The 20055-nt window shown below is 35.7% G+C and carries 25 protein-coding genes; 20 read left to right on the top strand and 5 right to left on the bottom strand.

Features of this window, described 5'->3' with window-relative positions; genetic code table 11:
• The 5 genes from FS802_RS31740 to srtB all read left to right on the top strand — a co-directional run.
• The coding region (locus FS802_RS31740) for an NEAT domain-containing protein (RefSeq protein ID WP_260989090.1) at positions 1 to 677 on the top strand (677 nt) is incomplete at its 5' end.
• A 69-nt stretch (positions 678 to 746) separates the two neighbouring features.
• The gene (gene isdE, locus FS802_RS22600; protein ID WP_002096287.1) at positions 747 to 1628 is read left to right on the top strand and encodes a heme ABC transporter substrate-binding protein IsdE; all 882 of its coding nucleotides are present in this window, start codon (positions 747 to 749) and stop codon (positions 1626 to 1628) included.
• Between the two features lie 27 nt (positions 1629 to 1655).
• Positions 1656 to 2639 (top strand): FecCD family ABC transporter permease, encoded by a 984-nt coding sequence (locus FS802_RS22595; protein ID WP_001036828.1) that lies wholly within the window; start codon positions 1656 to 1658, stop codon positions 2637 to 2639.
• The gene (locus FS802_RS22590; protein ID WP_098654482.1) at positions 2629 to 3399 is read left to right on the top strand and encodes an ABC transporter ATP-binding protein; all 771 of its coding nucleotides are present in this window, start codon (positions 2629 to 2631) and stop codon (positions 3397 to 3399) included. Before FS802_RS22595 ends, FS802_RS22590 begins: the two co-directional genes overlap by 11 nt.
• 31 nt (positions 3400 to 3430) lie before the next feature.
• Positions 3431 to 4195, top strand: a complete 765-nt coding sequence (gene srtB / locus FS802_RS22585; RefSeq protein ID WP_098654483.1) for a class B sortase — start codon at positions 3431 to 3433, stop codon at positions 4193 to 4195.
• A gap of 65 nt (positions 4196 to 4260) precedes the next feature.
• Here srtB and isdG read toward each other — a convergent pair whose 3' ends face one another.
• Complete coding sequence (isdG, locus tag FS802_RS22580) at positions 4261 to 4584, bottom strand: heme oxygenase (protein ID WP_000587823.1); 324 nt, start codon at positions 4582 to 4584, stop codon at positions 4261 to 4263.
• A gap of 295 nt (positions 4585 to 4879) precedes the next feature.
• On the opposite strand from isdG, the gene FS802_RS22575 reads away from it, so the two are divergent.
• Positions 4880 to 6079, top strand: a complete 1200-nt coding sequence (locus FS802_RS22575) for a class I SAM-dependent rRNA methyltransferase (RefSeq protein ID WP_098654484.1) — start codon at positions 4880 to 4882, stop codon at positions 6077 to 6079.
• 39 nt (positions 6080 to 6118) lie between these two features.
• Here the strand turns inward: FS802_RS22575 and FS802_RS22570 are convergent, their stop codons facing one another.
• Positions 6119 to 6313, bottom strand: coding sequence for a YwbE family protein (locus FS802_RS22570; RefSeq protein ID WP_001014310.1), 195 nt, complete (start codon positions 6311 to 6313; stop codon positions 6119 to 6121).
• The gene (locus FS802_RS31240; RefSeq protein WP_001293585.1) at positions 6314 to 6487 is read right to left on the bottom strand and encodes a hypothetical protein; all 174 of its coding nucleotides are present in this window, start codon (positions 6485 to 6487) and stop codon (positions 6314 to 6316) included.
• A 169-nt stretch (positions 6488 to 6656) separates the two neighbouring features.
• On the opposite strand from FS802_RS31240, the gene FS802_RS22565 reads away from it, so the two are divergent.
• From FS802_RS22565 to FS802_RS22540, 7 genes are all read left to right on the top strand, one after another.
• A complete protein-coding gene (locus FS802_RS22565; RefSeq protein WP_098654485.1) occupies positions 6657 to 7349 on the top strand; it encodes a response regulator transcription factor in 693 nt (230 codons plus the stop codon).
• A 1-nt stretch (position 7350) separates the two neighbouring features.
• Positions 7351 to 8286, top strand: coding sequence for a HAMP domain-containing histidine kinase (locus FS802_RS22560; protein WP_098654486.1), 936 nt, complete (start codon positions 7351 to 7353; stop codon positions 8284 to 8286).
• A gap of 125 nt (positions 8287 to 8411) precedes the next feature.
• Positions 8412 to 9335, top strand: a complete 924-nt coding sequence (locus FS802_RS22555; RefSeq protein ID WP_098654487.1) for an ABC transporter ATP-binding protein — start codon at positions 8412 to 8414, stop codon at positions 9333 to 9335.
• Positions 9328 to 9489 carry a hypothetical protein gene (locus FS802_RS31235; RefSeq protein ID WP_170771223.1) on the top strand — a complete coding sequence of 54 codons (162 nt, stop codon included), beginning with the start codon at positions 9328 to 9330 and terminating at the stop codon, positions 9487 to 9489. Before FS802_RS22555 ends, FS802_RS31235 begins: the two co-directional genes overlap by 8 nt.
• 34 nt (positions 9490 to 9523) lie before the next feature.
• On the top strand, positions 9524 to 10228 hold the full coding sequence (locus FS802_RS22550) for an ABC transporter permease (protein WP_098654488.1): 705 nt from the start codon (positions 9524 to 9526) through the stop codon (positions 10226 to 10228).
• 37 nt (positions 10229 to 10265) lie between these two features.
• Entirely contained in the window at positions 10266 to 11135 is an 870-nt protein-coding gene (locus tag FS802_RS22545) for a DUF4097 family beta strand repeat-containing protein (RefSeq protein WP_098654489.1), read from the top strand.
• A 24-nt stretch (positions 11136 to 11159) separates the two neighbouring features.
• Positions 11160 to 11855 (top strand): ABC transporter permease, encoded by a 696-nt coding sequence (locus FS802_RS22540; protein ID WP_000945190.1) that lies wholly within the window; start codon positions 11160 to 11162, stop codon positions 11853 to 11855.
• A 60-nt stretch (positions 11856 to 11915) separates the two neighbouring features.
• Here the strand turns inward: FS802_RS22540 and FS802_RS22535 are convergent, their stop codons facing one another.
• Positions 11916 to 12248 carry a YfjL-like protein gene (locus FS802_RS22535; protein WP_001093304.1) on the bottom strand — a complete coding sequence of 111 codons (333 nt, stop codon included), beginning with the start codon at positions 12246 to 12248 and terminating at the stop codon, positions 11916 to 11918.
• Positions 12249 to 12382: 134 nt separating this feature from the next.
• Positions 12383 to 12886 (bottom strand): DinB family protein, encoded by a 504-nt coding sequence (locus FS802_RS22530; RefSeq protein ID WP_000284969.1) that lies wholly within the window; start codon positions 12884 to 12886, stop codon positions 12383 to 12385.
• 363 nt (positions 12887 to 13249) lie between these two features.
• On the opposite strand from FS802_RS22530, the gene FS802_RS22525 reads away from it, so the two are divergent.
• From FS802_RS22525 to trxA, 7 genes are all read left to right on the top strand, one after another.
• Positions 13250 to 14215, top strand: a complete 966-nt coding sequence (locus tag FS802_RS22525; protein ID WP_144525505.1) for a collagen-like protein — start codon at positions 13250 to 13252, stop codon at positions 14213 to 14215.
• A 188-nt stretch (positions 14216 to 14403) separates the two neighbouring features.
• Positions 14404 to 16089 carry a long-chain-fatty-acid--CoA ligase gene (locus FS802_RS22520; protein WP_117616430.1) on the top strand — a complete coding sequence of 562 codons (1686 nt, stop codon included), beginning with the start codon at positions 14404 to 14406 and terminating at the stop codon, positions 16087 to 16089.
• Positions 16090 to 16195: 106 nt separating this feature from the next.
• Positions 16196 to 16783, top strand: coding sequence for a fatty acid metabolism transcriptional regulator FadR (locus FS802_RS22515; protein WP_000742213.1), 588 nt, complete (start codon positions 16196 to 16198; stop codon positions 16781 to 16783).
• A gap of 11 nt (positions 16784 to 16794) precedes the next feature.
• The gene (locus tag FS802_RS22510) at positions 16795 to 17571 is read left to right on the top strand and encodes an enoyl-CoA hydratase (RefSeq protein WP_000911294.1); all 777 of its coding nucleotides are present in this window, start codon (positions 16795 to 16797) and stop codon (positions 17569 to 17571) included.
• A gap of 78 nt (positions 17572 to 17649) precedes the next feature.
• A complete protein-coding gene (gene etfB, locus FS802_RS22505) occupies positions 17650 to 18423 on the top strand; it encodes an electron transfer flavoprotein subunit beta (protein ID WP_001029031.1) in 774 nt (257 codons plus the stop codon).
• Between the two features lie 36 nt (positions 18424 to 18459).
• A complete protein-coding gene (gene etfA, locus FS802_RS22500; RefSeq protein ID WP_000101967.1) occupies positions 18460 to 19437 on the top strand; it encodes an electron transfer flavoprotein subunit alpha in 978 nt (325 codons plus the stop codon).
• Between the two features lie 210 nt (positions 19438 to 19647).
• On the top strand, positions 19648 to 19962 hold the full coding sequence (gene trxA / locus FS802_RS22495; RefSeq protein ID WP_098584329.1) for a thioredoxin: 315 nt from the start codon (positions 19648 to 19650) through the stop codon (positions 19960 to 19962).
• Positions 19963 to 20055: the final 93 nt, after the last annotated feature.

Raw genomic sequence — 20055 nt, 5'->3', positions numbered from 1 at the left:
GCGGAAATAATCAACCAAAAGTAATAGTTGATCCGAAAAATTTAGTGGATGGTCAATATGATATTCCATTTAAAGTGTTAAAAGATAAAACAAATGAGCTTTCAAAGATGCATGACTATACTGTACACCCAGCAAAATTAATCGTTAAAGATGGTAAAAAGTACATTGAGATGACGTTGAAAAATAGTGCATGGATTACAAAATTCCAAACGGAAAATAACAGTCTTTTTGCTGATGCGAAAGTAGTAAGCGAAGATAAAAATGCAAATACGAGAGTAGTGCAATTTGAAGTAAGTGATTTATTTGCAAAATTAAATGCAAAAGTAAAAGTTGATATCAATGAAATGAACTACCATCATTTCTACGATGTCCAAATTCAATTTGATACAAATAATATTGGTGCGTTAGGCACGATTAAAGAGGATCCAAAAAAAGATCCGAAAAATGATCCGAACAATCCAGTGATTACACCGAAAGTAGATAATATGAAAAAAGTAGATAATCCTGACTTTAACCGAAATGCAGATGATAAGAAGAAAAAAGAAGATCAAAAAAATGATCCAAAAAAAGAGAAAAACTCAAAAACGGCAGATACAGCACAACTAGGTTTATACATGGTGCTATTGCTTGGGTCACTTGCTTTACTAGTTCGTAAATATAGAGCAGGAAGATTGTAATTTTTGGAGTCTTGATGCATGTTCGCATGCATCAAGACTTGTTTCATATTGTTTGGAAAGGAGTGGTGATTGAGAGTGAAGAAAATTGCTAGTGTACTAATGGCTATCATTCTATTAGTGAGTATAGCTGGATGCTCGGCGCCCAAAAAAGAAGCAGCAAAACAGGTAAAGAGTGAGAGTAAAGAGAGAATTGTTGCAACGACAGTTGCTGTTACTGAAATTATGGATGCGTTAGAAGTAGATTTAGTTGGTGTTCCAACAAGTACGAAAGATTTACCAAAGAGATATAAAGGTTTACCTGAAGTCGGGAATCCGATGAGTCCTGATATGGAAAAGGTAAAATCGTTAAAGCCGTCAGAAGTATTATCCGTGACAACACTTGAATATGAATTAAAGCCAGTTTTTGATGGTGTGGGCATGAAAGCAAACTTTTTAGATTTAACAAGCTTGAAAAATATGCAAAATTCCATTAGCGATTTAGGTAAGCAATATGGACGTGAAAAGCAGGCTGAAGCAGTTGTAACGAAGTTAGATAACAAGGTTGCAGAGATTAAAAAAGTAGTAAAGGGAAAGAAAGAACCGACAGTGCTTATTTTATTAGGTGTACCAGGGAGTTATTTAGTAGCAACAGAGCATTCTTATATTGGAGATTTAGTGAAACAACTAGGTGGTAAAAATATTGTGCAAGGTGAACAAGTAGAGTATTTAGCTTCTAATACAGAGTATTTAAAAAAAGCTGATCCAGATATTATTTTACGAGCAGCTCATGGTATGCCTGATGAAGTTGTGAAAATGTTTGATAAAGAATTTAAAACAAATGATATTTGGAAACATTTCGCTGCAGTTAAAAATAACCGTGTTTACGATTTAGAAGAGCGCTTATTTGGGACGACAGGTAATTTAGCAGCAATGGAAGCGTTAGATGAATTGAAAAAAATGATGTATCCGTGATGCATTTTAATATAAAGGAAGAGTGGAATGAATAAAAAAACTTGGAGTTTCCTCATTGTTACTGCATTGCTTATTGTTATGACATCATTGTCAGCGATGAAAGGGAGTTTAGAAATAGGTATTGTTGAGCTTGTGCAAGGGATATTTACAGGGGGGAATGAAGATGTTGAAGTGATTAAAGATTTACGTTTCCCACGTATTATTATTGCACTATTTACTGGAGCAGCTCTGGCCGTTTCAGGTGTGCTTTTTCAAGCTGTTATGAAAAACCCACTTGCTGATGCTGGGGTAATCGGGATATCTTCTGGGGCAAGTTTTATGACACTTGTTATTATTACGTTATTCCCGCAATTCTTTTTCTGGACACCCGTATTCGCCTTTTTAGGTGGTGCGTTTGCATGTTATCTCGTTTATGCATTTTCATGGAAGTCAGGGTTAAGTCCGCTTCGCATTATTTTAGTTGGTATAGCTATTAATGCAATGTTCACTGGATTAAATGAATCGTTCATTACGATTTGCGGATACTTCATTAAGAGTATTAAGCAAACGACGACTTCTAACATAACGATGAAGACGTGGGGCGATGTAGAAATAATGGTTACATATGGAACAATTGGTCTTATTCTTGCTCTGTTTGTAGGAGCTTGGTGTAACTTATTATCGCTACAAGATAAGACTGCGAAAAACTTAGGTTTGCACGTAACGAGAGTTCGTCTTATTATTTCTGCTATTGCAGTACTTTTAGCAGCAGTATCAACAGCGATTGCAGGAGTTATCGCTTTCGTAGGATTACTCGTTCCGCACATTTCAAGACAACTAGTCGGTTCAGATCATAAAGTATTAATTCCATTTTCTGCTCTTGCAGGAGCGTTATTAATTTTGACGGCGGATACGATTGGAAGGTTAATTGTGCCACCTAACGAAATTCCAGCGGCGACGATTATGGCAGTTATTGGTGGCCCATTCTTAATATTCTTGCTTAGAAAGAGTGATAAAGTTCATGGAAATTAAAAATGTAACCTTTTCGTATGATAATGTAACGGATCGATTAAAGTCGGTTAGTAGTGAAATAGAAATTGGTAAAATTACAACAATTATTGGTCCAAACGGTTGCGGGAAATCGACATTACTTGGCGTGATGTCAAGAAATCACGACCCTCGTAGCGGAGAGATAATACTGGATGGAAAGGCGATTAGTCAATATAAACCGAAAGAGTTTGCTAGAAAGTTAGCCGTTGTCCATCAACAAAATGAAGCACCGGCAGATATGACGGTAGAGAAATTAACAAGTTATGGTCGTATGCCTCATAAAAATATTTTTTCCTCGCAAACTGATGAAGATAGAGAAGCAATCGAAAGGGCTTTAGCATGTACGAATTTACTAAGTAAACGTGATAAAGAGATTCATGCTTTATCTGGTGGAGAAAGACAACGTGTTTGGATTGCTATGACGTTAGCTCAGAAAACACCAATGCTCTTTTTAGATGAACCGACCACCTATTTAGATATTTATTATCAACTTGAAATATTAGAGCTAGTAAAAGAGTTAAATGAAGTACATGGATTGACAATCGTTATGGTATTACATGATATCAATCAGGCGATTCGCTATAGTGATCATATCATCGTTATGAAAGACGGCGAAATTTTTACGAAAGGTAAGCCGAATGATGTTGTGACAGAAAGTATGATAAAGACGATATACGGTGTAGATGTCGTTGTAAAGCAAGATGAAGATACAGGGTTGTATATGGTCCCAATGGGTATTTAAATATGCGAACAATCCGTTTTGAGGTGATAATTTGAGTAGTAAAAAAGAACGGAAGAAGAATTCTTTTTTTCAACGAATACTTACAGTTGTTTTTTTAGGTACCTTTTTCTATTCAGTATATGAATTAGGTGATATTTTTATGGATTACTATGAAAATCGTAAAGTAATGGCCGAAGCACAAAACATTTATGAAAAGAGTCCGATGGAAGAGCAATCAGAAGACGGGGAAGTACGTAAACAGTTCAAAGCTCTGCAGCAAATTAACCAAGAAATAGTTGGATGGATTACGATGGATGATACACAAATTAATTATCCAATCGTTCAGGCGAAAGACAATGATTACTATTTATTTCGTAATTATAAAGGTGAAGATATGAGAGCAGGAAGTATTTTTATGGACTATCGTAATGATGTGAAATCTCAAAATCGAAATACTATTTTATATGGTCACCGTATGAAAGATGGTTCTATGTTTGGAAGTTTAAAGAAAATGTTAGATGAAGAGTTCTTCATGTCGCATCGTAAATTATATTACGATACATTATTTGAAGGATATGATCTTGAAGTGTTCTCGGTGTATACAACAACAACTGATTTTTATTACATTGAAACGGATTTTAGCAATGATACAGAATACACATCATTTTTGGAGAAAATTCAAGAAAAATCGCTGTACAAAACGGATATAAAATTGACAACAAGTGATCAAATCGTAACACTTTCGACGTGTGACTATGCACTTGATCCGGAAGCAGGAAGGTTAGTCGTGCATGCGAAACTAGTAAAGAGACAGTAAAAAAAGTATAGAATATGAGAAGTGGTAACGCTTCTCATATTCTATACTTTAAAAAAGAAATATGTTTACTGTGCTGCAGCCATTGGCATACGTACAACTTCAACATTGTAGTAAGTGATTTTATTATCAAGAATATATTCTGGCATCCCGCCTTGATGTGAGTGAGCATCTTTAAATGCTGAGCTCTTCGTCCAACCTTGGAAATCTTCTTTTGCATTCCAGCGTGTGCTAATTGTTACTTCATCATGATCAACTGTATTTTGCGTTAAAAGAACTTCTAATCCTAAAAAGCCTGGCATCGTTTCGACTTGACCTACTTTATTAAAACGCTCAATTAATTTATGCCCATTTCCCTTTGTAATTTTAGCTGTATTTGTAACAATAATCATGTTTTATTCCTCCTATAAATGTAGCCTTTATTTTCGAGAACTCATATACATTAAATGATAATGAAAATCATTATCATTGTCAATGGTAAATGTGAAATAAATAAGTTTTTTTATTATTTTAGACAGTAAGATTTCCATTTCAAAATGTAGTAAATATGTGGCGGTTAAGTGAGAGAATGAGCGAGTTGTACTAGCAAAGCAATAATATGGTATAGTGAAACGAGGCTGTTTTTTCAGGCTCGTTTTTTAAATGCTTCCTATAGAGAAAGCATGCAAATGGAAAGGAAGTTATTATATGCGATCAGAAGTAACTGTAAAAATAAAACCGAAATTTATAAAAGAAATTAAAAGTGGATATCCGCTTATTTTAAAAGATGCGATTCAAAATTCAAATGATGTTCAGGAAGAAGGAACAATCATTAAAGTAGTAGATGAGAAGAACAATTTTGTCGGAAAAGGTTATTATGGAAAACAAAATAAAGGATACGGCTGGATTTTAACGAGAAAAGAGAGTGAACAAATTAATCAATCTTTCTTTGAAAGTAAAATAAAATCTGCCTTACATAAACGAAAGCAATTTTACAAATCAAGTGATACGACAGCATTCCGTGCCCTAAATGGTGAAGGTGATGGTCTTGGAGGCTTAATTATCGATTATTATGACGGCTATTATGTAGTCAGTTGGTATAGTGAAGGGATTTATACTTTCAGAGATGAGGTTATAGCAGCTCTTCAAAAAGTAGCAAACTTTAAAGGTATTTATGAGAAAAAGCGTTTTGATACGAAAGGGAAATACATTGAAGGCGATGATTTCGTAGCAGGAGTACGCGGTGAGTTCCCGCTTATCGTAAAAGAGAACGGTGTGAACTTTGCTGTTTATTTAAATGACGGAGCGATGGTTGGTGTATTTTTAGATCAGCGTAACGTTCGAAAACAAATTCGTGATAAATATGCAAAGGGGAGAACAGTATTAAATATGTTCTCTTATACAGGTGCTTTCTCTGTATTTGCAGCGCTTGGCGGAGCGAATAAAACGACGAGTGTCGACCTTGCAAATCGTAGTTTAAGTAAAACGATTGAGCAATTTAGTGTAAATGAAGTTGATTATGAAGCGCAAGATATTATTGTAGAAGATGTATTTCTTTACTTCAAATATGCAGCTAAGAAAAAGATGAAATTTGATATGGTTGTACTTGATCCTCCAAGCTTTGCACGCTCAAAAAAATATACATTTAGTGCAGCGAAAGATTATAAAAACTTATTAAAAGAAACAATTGCGATTACAGAAAATAATGGGATTATCGTTGCCTCTACAAATTGTAGCGCATTCGATATGAAAAAGTTTAAAGGCTTTATCGATACAGCATTTAAAGAAATGAATGGTAAATACAAAATATTAGAAGAACATTCTTTACCAGAAGATTTTCGTACCATTGATCAATTTAAAGAGGGAGACTATTTAAAAGTAGTTTTCATCGAGAAAATTAAAGGTTAATAAAGAAAAAGGAGCTCGAGTTTACTTGAGCTCCTTTTCTTATTGAACGATATTTTGTACTCTACCGACTTGCCCGTCCTGCAATCGCACCTTAATGCCATGCGGATGAGAAGGGGAGTTAGTTAAAATATCTTTTACAATTCCACGTGTTAATTTACCGGTGCGTTGATCTTGTTTTAATACAATATCAACTTCAAGACCGGGTGCGATATTAGAGCGTTTTTGTCCGTTCATTTATACACCTGTACGTCTACGTTGGTTGTTTGTTTTCTTTGTTTGTTGGTTTTGTAATTTTTTCGTTTCTTGGCTTTGATTTGTATTATTTGAACCATTTCCATTTCCTTGCTTTTTCTTTGCAAGTTGTTCACGCATTAAATCAGCTAAGCTTACTTTTTTGTTTTCTGACATGATAAGTCTCCTTTATATAAAGTTAATTATGAACAATAGTAGTGAATTTTATCATATCATTGTTAAGGAAGGAAGGGAAGCTGGTTTGAAAATTCATATAATTCTTTCCAGTATTCATTCGTTACGATACAATTGAAATGTTAATGTTTGTGAAAAAGGGGATAGACATATGTCACATCATATTTTATTAGTTGAAGATGATATCTCAATTCAAGAGATGGTGGAAAAGTATTTAATAAAAGAAAGTTTTCAAGTTACAATCGCGTCTGACGGAGAAGAAGGGGTGCAAGCATTTTTTAAATCATCCTTTGATTTAGTTATCCTCGACATTATGATGCCAAAGCTAGATGGCTTAGAGGTTGTGCGAATCATTCGGGAAAAAAGTGCAGTTCCGATTTTAATGATGTCGGCAAAAGATACAGATGTTGATAAAGCTGTTGGATTAGGACTGGGAGCAGATGATTACATTTGTAAGCCATTTTCTATGATTGAATTGGCTGCACGTGTAAAAGCGGGTATTCGGAGGTCTACGAAATATTCGGCTACAGAAACAACAGAAAAGATGATTCAAATTGGTGATTTAGCAATTGATCCAATTAATTTTACGGTTGAAAAAAACGGAAAGCCCCTCAAACTGACTTTAAAAGAATTTGAGATTTTAAAGCTATTCGTAAAGAATCAAAATCGTGTATTTACAAAAGCGCAAATATATACGTTAGTTTGGAACGAAGAGTATTACGGTGATGATAATGTTATAAATGTTCATATGAGAAGATTGCGCGAGAAAATTGAAAGTGATCCATCTAATCCAGAGTATATTAAAACGTTATGGGGCATCGGCTATAAGTTGGAAGTGATGTAATATGGTCAATTTGTTAATAGGTATTATTTTTATATTGTTATGTGTCATTTACATACAGTATAAAATGAGGGAAAACAGTAGCAAAAATTTACGATACACATACGAAAAGTTAGAAAGTATTGTAAATGAACAAACAGGCGAGAAGTTACTCGTTATGACAGATGATCTAGAATTGCAAAAATTATTAGTGGCAATTAATCAATTATTAGCTGCAAAACAGAAAACGAATGCAGATCATGCGAAAGTAGAAATTTCGATGAGAAAAATGCTTTCCAATATTTCACATGATTTAAAGACGCCATTAACAGTTATTCTTGGATATACAGAAATGTTAAATAAGGATAAAACGATAAATAAAGAAGAGCAGCAAATATTACTTGAAAAGGTGCATGTGAAAACACTAGAAGTAATGGAACTGATTCATAAGTTTTTTGATTTAGCAAAATTAGAATCTGGTGACAAGGCAATTGAGATGACAAAAGTAAATATGAATGAAGTTTGTCGGGAGAAGATTTTGTCTTTTTATGATTTAGTGACGACGAAAGGATTTCAAGTTCATATTGATATACCAGAAAGAAATATATATGCACTTGGAAATGTAGAAGTATTAGGTAGAGTACTAAATAATTTTATATCAAATGCAATTACATATGGAGACGATGGAAAGACACTTGGGATGACACTAAGAGATGATGAAACGAGTGTGTATATAGATGTATGGGATACAGGAAAAGGAATTGATGAATCTCATATTGATAAAGTGTTTGAGCGTATGTACACACTTGAAGATTCAAGAAATAGATTGTATCAAGGAAGCGGTCTAGGATTAACGATTACGAAAAGGCTTGTGGAAGCGATGGACGGAGAAATACATCTTTCTAGTAAGCCGTATGAAAAAACAATTTTTACAGTTGTATTAAAAAAGATGCTGTTTTAGCTTGTAGAGAAGTAAATTCTACAAGCTTTTTTTCAGCGTAAGGAATTTGTAAGGAACGGGTAAGAAAAAAGAGATTTCCGTTGTCTATTATAGAAATATAAAGTAGTGCGAAAGGAGAAAATGACATGACATATATATTAAAAACGAATCAGCTAACGAAAGTGTTTAAAGGGAAAGAAGTTATTTCTAGCGTTAACATGCATGTAAAAAAAGGAGAGATATACGGTTTCTTAGGACCGAATGGTGCAGGTAAAACAACGATTATGAAAATGATCACAAATTTAATAAAACCGACGAGCGGTGATATTGAAATTTTTGGTGAGAAGTTAACGGATACATCTTATGAATTGTTAAAGCGCATGGGGACAATTATCGAATATCCAATCTTTTATGATAAATTAACGGCGAAGGAAAACCTAGAATTACATTGTGAATATATGGGGTATTACGACAAGAGCGCAATTGATCATGCTTTACATTTAGTGAAACTGCACGGCATAGAAAATAAAAAAGTAAAAGATTTTTCATTAGGGATGAAACAACGACTTGGTATTGCAAGGGCAATCGTGACAAAGCCAGAATTGCTCATTTTAGATGAACCAATTAACGGTTTAGATCCAATTGGTATTAAAGAGTTACGAGACTTATTTAAAATGCTCTGCAAAGAATACGGTATTACGTTATTAGTCTCTAGTCATATTTTAGGCGAGATGGAACAAATGGCGGATACAATTGGTGTAATTCAAAATGGAAAACTAATAAAAGAAGTTTCAATGAAGAGTATTAACGGAAAGCAAACAGAGTACATTGAAATGACTGTTCCTGATGTGAAACGTGCAGCTTATATTTTAGAAGATAAACTTGGTATAAAAAACTACAAAATAATGAGTGGAACCATGATTCGTGTGTATGAATTGAAGGCGACGCAGCAAACCATTTCAAAAGCACTTATTATGAACGACGTAGAAATTGAAAGTATTAATAAGAAACATAGTTCCTTAGAGGAGTATTTCTTAAATGTAATGGATGGAGAGGGCATTCATGCTTAATGGATTGTTAGTGAATCTAGTAAGCGGATTAATCGTAATGTTCATAAGTGGGATTTTATATTATAGAAAACCAGAGCGGAAATGGTTGTTAATTTTATTAGTGATAGGAATGTTAAGCGTAGTTACTGCTGGAATTAGAATGTTAGTAGCATAGAGATAGTTATGTCGGTAATGGAGGCGTGGTTTATATGTTTAAATTAATGAAACTTGAATGGAAGAAGCATCAATTATCTAGTTATTTTAAAAGTGTAGCAATTTGTATTATAGCAATTTTCGCCGTAGTAAACATCATGGTGTTGGGAGGGAAAGGCGAGGTAGATTTGCTACTCTCTGACTTCACACAACAAATGGCTTTAATAAACATTTTTATTAGGATAACATTCATTACTTTTAGTTCAGTTCTTTTATCACGTTTAGTAATTGATGAATATAAGAACAAAACGATGCAACTATCGTTTATGTACCCGCTACAAAGGAAAATGCTAATGAGGGCGAAATTAACAATTGTTTTTTGTTTTTGTTTTGTGAGCACGATTATTGCTACTTTCATTATTAGTTTGCTTGTATATTTTGTGAGTCCAATGATGGGACTGATTGAAACGCCAGCTACGATAGGTGAAATAATAGCTATCGTTCCAACTACTTTTATAAGTGCATTTATGATATCTGGTATAAGTTTAATTCCTTTATTTTTTGGGATGAGAAAGAAATCGACACCGACAACAATTACTTCTGCAGTAATAATTGGGATGCTAATTAGTAGTAACGTTGGTTCTGGAAACGGTCAAGTAAGTATGTTTAATTTTATCGCTATCCCAATAGTGCTCTGTTTATTAGGGATTTTCATTAGTTATCTTTCATATCGTAAAATCGACAAGATTGATGTGGCGTGAAGTAAGCTTAAAACAACAACGAACTGGGGTATGAATAGTGAAAAAAATAATAGTAATTGCAATTTTACTTATTACAATTGCTAGTGTAGTTTTTGGTTTTAAGGTGTTTCAGGGGAAAGATTTTAAGAAAGAAAAGTCTTTTGAGATAAATAATATAAAAGAAATAGAAGTAGACAATGAAAACTGGGATATTGAATTTAAAAGTACAGACTCTAATAAAATAGTAGTTTCCGCCCAAGGTCAACAAGTAGATAAAGAGATAGATCCCGTCAAAATAGAAAATGACGGTAATAAAGTTGTGATTAAGCAAAAACAAAAGGTGACCAAATTTTTTAATGGTTTTACATTTAGGAAGAAAAATAGTATATCTATAGCTGTTCCGAAGAAAGAAATAGATAAAATTGTATTAAATAATAAAGCGGGTGATGTGAAAATAAGCGATATAGTAGTAAAAAGTATCGTGACAAAAGGCAAGTCTGGAGATGAAATGATTGTAGGACTATCGGCAGATAAGGGGGAGTTCACATTCGAAAGTGGAGATTTAATGTTAAAAGATAGTTCATTACAAGAAGTAAATATAACTTCTACTACTGGTGATAATTGTGTGAAAAATATAAAAAATGAAAATATGAACATCACTTCAACATCTGGGGAAGTATTATTGAAAGATATGACAGAAGGAAAATCATTATTTATAGAAACAAAATCAGGCGACATTGGCGTAAGGTATAAAGATGTCCCAGCTTCATTGAAACTTACGGCCAAAAGTAATTCGACTGACATAATGATAGATTTAAAAGGACTTAAGAAAGATAAAAATACAGAAAAGATAAAAGAAGGAACCATCGGTGATGCAAAAAACGAAGTGAAGATTTTAAGTAAAACAGGGGCGATTTATATCGATTAAATTTAAAATGAAAGGAGGACTATTATGCTACGTCTTATGAAGCTAGAATTGAAAAAGTTTAAGCTTGGCTGGTATGTGAAAGGGGCAGTTATTACAAATATCGCTATACTGGCATTAATGATCTTTACGAGCATCGTTGCTCAAGTAGAAGGTGATCCGGAAATAAGGGATCCACAGACAATGTTGTTGATGGCTAGTACATTAGTACGAGCAACATTCATTATTTTTGGTGGTGTACTCATAGCGAAACTAATAATTGATGAATATAAAAACAAAACAATATTACTCATGTTTTCTTATCCCATTAACCGAAAGAAAATGATGGTTAGTAAGTTGGCCATTACAGCAACATTAACATTTATAACAGTTATTGTATCGAACATTTTAGTAGTAGGAATTTTCTTTGGGATAGATAGTTATTTTTCAATTCTTCCTAATTCATTCACAGTAGATCAATTGATTCAAGAAGGGATAAATCTTATTCCTTTAGCCATTGCCACGGCAGGAATAAGCTTAATTCCTCTATATTTCGGAATGCGTAAACGTTCAGTGCCGACTACAATCGTTTCTTCTATTATCGTTGTATTAATCGCAATTAATAACCAGCCCATATTTCCTATAGCGACGTTTCTTCCTCTTCAATTCACATTTGCAGCGATTGGAGCTGCGATTGCATATTACGGAATTAAAAATATAGAGAAGGAAGATATAACAGTATGACAAGAATAAAAAAAGAGTTGGCGTTATACCAACTCTTTTTTGTATATGTATGCTTCGTTACTACTCTGTAAAATTATAGTGTTTGCTTAAATACTCTTGTACTCCTGGAGAAATGTTAAAGTTATTAGGACCTTTATATTCGATAGTAAATTCTCCATCTTCAATTGTTTCAAAGGCGATTGCATAGCTATTCATTTTAGAATCGTAAGAAGTATTTTTGACTTTTGCATCTAGATTAAAGTATTTTGTAATATACTCTTTTGATTCAGCAATTGCTGTTTGTTTTCCCCAAGGGGTACCATAACTTGTGAAATAAAGAGATACACCGATAACGCCAATGATAGAAGTTAATAAGAGAGTTCTTATTGTTATTTTTTTGTTTTTTGTATTCAATTTAGTTCCCTCCAATTAATATGAATTTATCTTAACGTATTTTCTCATAAAATACCATTTAGTAGAAAATAGTTTCACATGAAACAAGTTACAGAAAAAGACAAGATGTGTAAACACCTTGTCCTTTTTTGTTGTTACATTTTAGGAGCTTCCATTCCAGCTGCAGCCCATTCTTCTTTTGCAGGACCATATACGCCAGGGACTGTTAAGCCAGCTTGTCGCATTAAAACCGTCATTTGTCCACGATGGTGATTTTGATGATTAATGAGTGTCATTAAAAATATAAAATTCGGCATAGGACGACCAAAGAAGTCATTAATAGTAGCTAAGTCTTTATCTGTCCATTCGCCTTGAAGAGCTTCAACAAAAGCTACATTCACTTTACGGTATTGATCAGCAATTGTTGTTGCAGAAGGTGGAACAGGATAATCTTTCGTTTCTCCTTCAAACTTAAGCCCTGTGCCAGATAGTATAACAGGAATTGCCGTCACGATATGCCAAGCAACTCTGCCTAACGTCCAGTGTCCAGGTGCAATTTCTTGTGATAAAGATTCATCGGTTAATGCATCGAGCATCTTTTGAGTAGACTCAGCCTCGTATGTCCATGATTGCAAGAAGCCTTCAATAGTTTGGTACATATTTATCCCTCCTAGTTATGTTCATAGGTTACATTCGTGAAAAAAAGATAGTTTCCTTTTGACCTATAAGAACGAATAAAAAAAGAAGGCTCCTAACAAGAAGCCTCTTTTTTAATTAACTTTTTTCTCACTCTCCCTCATTAACCATAAGAAATAAGGTGCTCCAAGTACGAGAACATCAAGCTGTTTTATTAAGAAAAAGAATTTCGTTTGAGCAAGAAGGCGAAAGTACAAGCAAAAGGAGTGAGAATCACATGTAATAATTATTAGAATGTACGGAGTAAAGTTGTTCTAGGTTATTTATAGGTGTTTTTTTATGTGTTGCTTATACTTAAAAGATTGAATTTGAAGGAAGGGGTCAGCATGTATTCATGGAGCAATAATATAAATGGATATTGTGGGTGTAATAATCAAAATGGTGTACATGTTGATTCATGTTGTTTTAGTTGCGATGGGACAGTGCCTAAGCTAGGCCCAACAGGTCCGACGGGAGCAACAGGTGACACAGGTCCAACAGGAGCGACAGGAATAACGGGAGCAACGGGTCCAACAGGAATAACAGGAGCAACAGGAGTGACAGGAGCAACGGGAATAACGGGAGCAACGGGTCCAACAGGAATAACAGGAGCAACGGGAATAACGGGAATAACGGGAATAACGGGAGCAACGGGTCCAACAGGGGCAACGGGTCCAACAGGAGTGACAGGAGCAACAGGAGTGACAGGAGCAACGGGTCCAACAGGAATAACAGGAGCAACAGGAGTGACAGGAGCAACGGGAATAACGGGAGCAACAGGAATAACAGGGGCAACAGGTCCAACAGGAGCGACGGGAATAACAGGTTCAACGGGTCCGACGGGAGCAACAGGAATAACAGGAGTAACAGGTCCAACAGGAGACACGGGGGCAACTGGCACAAGTATAACGGCAACATACGCTTTTGCAAATAATACGTCAGGTTCAGCAATATCGGTACTTCTCGGTGGAACAAATGTCCCACTTCCAAACAATCAGAATATCGGTCCGGGAATTACGGTGTCTGGGGGAAATACAGTATTTACGGCTGCAAATGCTGGGAATTATTATATTTCATATACGATTAATATAACGGCTTCATTATTAGTCAGTTCGCGGATTACAATTAATGGTGCACCTCTTGCTGGAACGATCAATTCTCCTGCGTTAGCAACTACATCATTTAGTGCAACAATTATTACGACTCTTGCGGCTGGAAGTGCCATTAGTTTGCAACTATTTGGTTTGTTAGCTGTTGCAACGTTATCAACAACTACACCAGGAGCTGTGTTAACGATAATAAGGTTGAGCTAAATAATAACTCTTTTATTCTTTTAAGATTAGGAGAGTTTATACATATAATAAGAAGTTAATGGAGTGAAGCATAGTTATATAAAAGTCAGAATATTATGATTGTAACGTTATGGCGACTATAATATAATGAAAACAACCATCATGAATGAACATTCATTTATTTTTATGTATTTGAAGGGGGAATGAAGGTGGAAAAACCATGGTTGAAAAGTTATCCAGAAGAAATTCCAAGTACGATTTCTTATGATATTCAGCCGCTTCATGGATATGTGGAACAGGTGGCTTCCCGTTATCCAGAAAAGAAAGCGCTTCACTTTTTAGGGAAGGATATTACATTTTCAGACTTCCACGATAAGGTGAAGAGGTTTGCAAATTATCTTCAAAAGCTCGGTGTGGAAAAGGGTGATCGAGTTGCTATTATGTTGCCGAACTGTCCGCAATCTGTAATTGGTTATTATGGTACATTACTTGCGGGAGGTATCGTAGTACAAACAAATCCACTATATACAGAAAGAGAATTAGAATACCAGCTTCATGACTCGGGAGCAAAAGTAATTCTTTGTCTCGATTTAGTGTTTCCGAGAGTAACGAATGTTCAATCTGCTACAAAAATTGAACATATTATCGTAACTCGGATTGCGGACTTTTTACCCTTCCCTAAAAATTTACTTTATCCATTTGTACAAAAAAAGCAGGAAAATCTTGTTGTGAATGTGTCGGAAAGCGAAACGATTCATCTATGGAAATCAGTAGAACGAGAAAGTAATGTTAATGTTGAAGTGCCTTGTGATCCTGAAAATGATCTAGCTCTTTTACAGTACACAGGAGGAACAACTGGATTTCCGAAAGGCGTTATGTTGACGCATAAAAACCTTGTTTCGAACACTTTAATGGGAGCTCATTGGCTATATAATTGTAAAGAAGGAGAAGAAGTAATTCTTGGTGTCCTTCCGTTCTTTCATGTGTATGGGATGACAGCTGTAATGAATTTAAGTATTATGCAAGGATATAAAATGGTGCTGATTCCGAAGTTTGATATGAAAATGGTTTTTGAAGCGATAAAAAAACATAAAGTCACACTATTTCCAGGGGCACCGACCATTTATATTGCTCTATTAAATAGTCCCCTCTTAAAAGAATATGATATTTCTTCTATTCAAGCTTGTATTAGTGGATCTGCCCCGCTTCCTGTAGAAGTACAGGAAGAGTTTGAGAGAGTTACAGGTGGAAAATTGGTAGAAGGTTATGGATTAACGGAGTCGTCGCCAGTTACACATGGGAATTTTTTGTGGGAAAAACGCGTGCCAGGAAGTATTGGTGTGCCGTGGCCAGATACAGAGGCAAACATTATGTCACTTGAAACTGGAGAGGCTTTACCTCCGGGTGAACTTGGTGAAATTGTTGTAAAGGGACCTCAAATTATGAAAGGGTATTGGAATAAGCCAGAAGAAACAGCAGCTGTATTACAAGACGGATGGCTTCATACAGGTGATGTTGGTTACATGGATGAAGATGGATTTTTCTATGTGAAAGATCGTAAGAAAGATATGATTGTTGCGAGTGGATTTAATGTGTATCCTCGTGAAGTAGAAGAAGTATTATATGAGCATGAAAAAGTGCAAGAAGTGGTGACGATTGGAGTTCCCGATCCGTACAGGGGAGAGACAGTTAAAGCATTTGTTGTGTTAAAAGAAGGTGCGGAGTGTTCTGAGGAAGAATTAAACCAGTTTGCGCGTAAATATTTAGCGGCTTATAAAGTGCCGAAAGTATATGAGTTTAGAGATGAACTGCCGAAAACGACAGTCGGAAAAATTTTACGCCGTGTCCTAATAGATGAAGAGAAAAGAAAAAATGAGGATGAGCAAACGGGCTAAGGCCCTTTCTTTTTGAAAAAATAGGATTGACACTTTTCTAAATAGTCAGTATTATAAGAATATGAATGACTATTCATTCAGTCATCTTCTTGAAGGGGACAGTAAAGTGAAAAAAAATAGACCGAAATACAATCAAATTATTGATGCGGCAGTCATTGTGATTGCGGAGAATGGGTACCACCAAGCGCAAGTTTCTAAAATAGCAAAGCAAGCTGGGGTAGCTGATGGCACGATTTATTTATATTTTAAAAATAAAGAAGATATATTAATATCCTTATTTCAAGAGAAGATGGGAGATTTTGTCGAAACAATTCGTCAAAAAACAGCAGGAATTGAAAGCGCTGTATCGAAGTTATTCATGTTGGTAGAAACGCACTTCTTGCTGTTATCACAAAATGATCCTCTTGCTATCGTTACGCAATTAGAGCTAAGACAGTCCAATCAAGACTTACGCCTGAAAATAAATGAAGTATTAAAAGGCTACTTACAAGTTATGGATGAGATTTTAGAGACAGGTATAAAGCAAGGTGAATTCCAAGCGGATTTAAATGTTCGCGTGGCAAGACAAATGATCTTTGGAACAGTAGATGAAGTTGTGACCAATTGGGTAATGAGCGATCATAAGTATGATCTGGTCGCACTTTCAAAAACGGTACATGGGCTACTTATTGCAGCTTGTGGTTATCGTCAATAATGGGAGGGATCATGTTGAAATTCCTATCTGTAAGAGTTGAAGATCATATCGCGGTGGCGACGTTAAATCATGCGCCAGCCAACGCGATGTCTTCACAAGTTATGCATGATGTTACTGAATTAATTGATCAAGTGGAGAAAGATGATAACATTCGTGTTGTTGTTATTCACGGTGAAGGGCGCTTCTTCTCGGCGGGAGCAGATATTAAAGAATTTACATCTGTTACTGAAGCGAAGCAAGCGACAGAATTAGCGCAGCTTGGACAAGTTACGTTTGAGCGTGTTGAAAAATGTTCAAAACCAGTTATCGCGGCAATTCATGGAGCGGCACTTGGCGGCGGCCTTGAGTTTGCTATGTCTTGCCACATGCGCTTTGCAACTGAAAGTGCAAAACTTGGTTTACCTGAATTAACACTTGGATTAATCCCTGGATTTGCAGGTACACAGCGACTACCACGTTATGTTGGGAAAGCGAAAGCTTGTGAAATGATGTTAACAAGTACACCGATTACTGGTGCAGAAGCATTAAAATGGGGACTTGTTAACGGAGTTTTTGCTGAAGAAACATTTTTAGATGATACGCTTAAAGTTGCAAAACAGATTGCTGGAAAAAGCCCAGCGACGACTCGTGCTGTACTAGAGTTATTGCAAACGACGAAATCGTCTCATTATTATGAAGGTGTACAACGCGAAGCTCAAATCTTTGGTGAAGTATTTACGGGTGAAGATGGAAGAGAAGGTGTAGCAGCGTTTTTAGAAAAACGTAAGCCTTCATTTAGTGGCAGGTAGTTCAATTATTTTTTTAATATAAATTAACAGAAAATTAAAATTGATAGAATCTTTCTGAAAAACAAGGGGGTAAATGGAATGAACATCTACGTACTCATGAAACGAACATTTGATACAGAAGAAAAAATCGTAATTAAAAACGGTGCAATTTACGATGGCGAAGCGGAATTCATCATCAACCCTTACGACGAATATGCGATTGAAGAAGCAATTCAAGTAAGAGACGCACAAGGTGGCGAAGTTACTGTTGTAACAGTCGGTGGCGAAGATAGTGAGAAAGAACTTCGTACGGCATTAGCGATGGGCTGCGATAAAGCTGTATTAATTAATATTGAAGATGATGTGGAAAATGGTGACCAGTTCACGACAGCAAAAGTACTTGCTGAATATTTAAAAGATAAAGATGCAGATTTAATTTTAGGCGGGAACGTTGCAATTGATGGTGCATCTGGACAAGTTGGTCCACGCGTAGCAGAAGCGTTAAATATTCCGTACGTAACGACAATTACAAAACTTGAAATTGACGGTACAAACGTGAAGATTGAGCGTGATGTTGAAGGTGATACGGAAGTGATTGAAACTTCATTACCAGTTTTAGTAACAGCACAACAAGGTTTAAATGAACCTCGTTATCCATCGCTTCCAGGTATTATGAAAGCGAAGAAAAAGCCACTAGAAGAAGTAGAATTAGATGATTTAGATTTAGAAGAAGATGATGTGGAAGCAAAGACAAAAACAATTGAAATCTATTTGCCTCCTAAGAAAGATGCAGGAAAAGTGTTACAAGGCGAGCTGCAAGATCAAGTAAAAGAACTTGTATCGTTGCTCCATACAGAAGCGAAAGTAATCTAATAAAATACGAAATTATATATGCAGGAGGGAAAATCTATGGCTCGTAAAGTATTAGTAATGGGTGAGGTTCGTGATGGATCGCTACGTAACGTTTCGTTTGAAGCGGTAGCAGCAGCAAAAACAATTGCAGAAGGCGGTGAAGTAGTAGGTCTTCTAGTTGGAGACAGCGTTGCCTCTTTTGCAAATGAATTGATTCATTACGGTGCAGATCGCGTTGTGACAGTTGAAAATGATAAATTAAAATCATATACATCTGATGGTTATGCACAAGCATTTTCAGCTGTATATGCTGAAGAAAAGCCAGAAGGTATTGTATTTGGACATACAGCACTTGGTAAAGATTTATCACCAAAATTAGCAGCGAAGCTTGAAGCTGGTCTAGTTTCTGACGTAACTGCTCTAGATGTTGAAGGTGGAAATGTTATCTTTACTCGTCCAATTTACTCTGGTAAAGCGTTTGAGAAGAAGATTGTAACAGACGGTATCTTATTTGCGACAGTGCGTCCAAATAACATTGCGACGCTTGAAAAAGATGAGTCTCGCAGTGGTGACGTGTCTTCTATTACAGTAGATGTGAAAGATTTACGTACAATTATTCAAGATGTCGTCCGTAAGACGGCAGAAGGTGTTGACCTTTCTGAAGCGAAAGTTATTATCGCTGGTGGACGCGGTGTGAAGAGTGAAGAAGGATTCAAGCCATTAAAAGAGTTAGCTGACGTATTAGGCGGCGCTGTTGGAGCATCTCGTGGTGCTTGTGACGCTGAGTATTGCGATTACTCATTACAAATTGGTCAAACTGGTAAAGTTGTTACGCCAGACTTATACATTGCATGCGGTATTTCTGGTGCGATTCAGCATTTAGCTGGTATGTCTAACTCAAAAATAATCGTTGCGATAAATAAAGACCCAGAAGCAAGTATCTTCAAAGTAGCTGACTATGGTATTGTTGGCGATCTATTTGAAGTCTTACCTCTTTTAACAGAAGAGTTTAAAAAGTTAAAAGTACATTCATGATTTGAGTACCCTTGAGTTCCAAGTGAAGTACCCCTATATATAGAAAAGGTGAGAGATCCCCTGTCTCTCATCTTTTTAGTATTTAATCCGTATTTTTATATAGTATAAAGGAACACTTTTTTGTTACAATACATAACGATACATATTATTCGCCACGTATATAAGTTAATGATATACTCTTGGTAGAATATACTTGAAGGAGGAAATAAAATGGCAATTGTAAATGCAAATGACCAAAGCTTCGCAGTTGAAACTAGCGAAGGTGTTGTATTATTAGATTTCTGGGCACCTTGGTGTGGACCTTGTAAAATGATCGCTCCTGTATTAGAGGAAATTGATGCAGAACTAGGCGAAAAAGTAAAAGTAGTAAAAGTAGACGTGGATGAAAACCAAGAAACTGCTCGTCAATTCGAAGTAATGAGCATTCCAGCTCTTTTCGTATTAAAAGACGGTAAAGTAGTTGATCAAGCGTTAGGTTACAAACCGAAAGAAGCGTTAGTAGAATTAGTTTCTAAACACTTCTAAAATAAAGGGCTACCGTTTGCAGTGACCCCTGTCAAGTAGACAGTATTAAAAAAGCGCAACTAAGCAACCTGAGTTCTATATTTATATGGACTC

It is taken from the genome of Bacillus sp. DE0042 (assembly GCF_007680225.1).
Taxonomy (GTDB): Bacteria; Bacillota; Bacilli; order Bacillales; family Bacillaceae_G; genus Bacillus_A; species Bacillus_A wiedmannii.
This window is presented reverse-complemented; position numbering and strand designations above follow the sequence as displayed.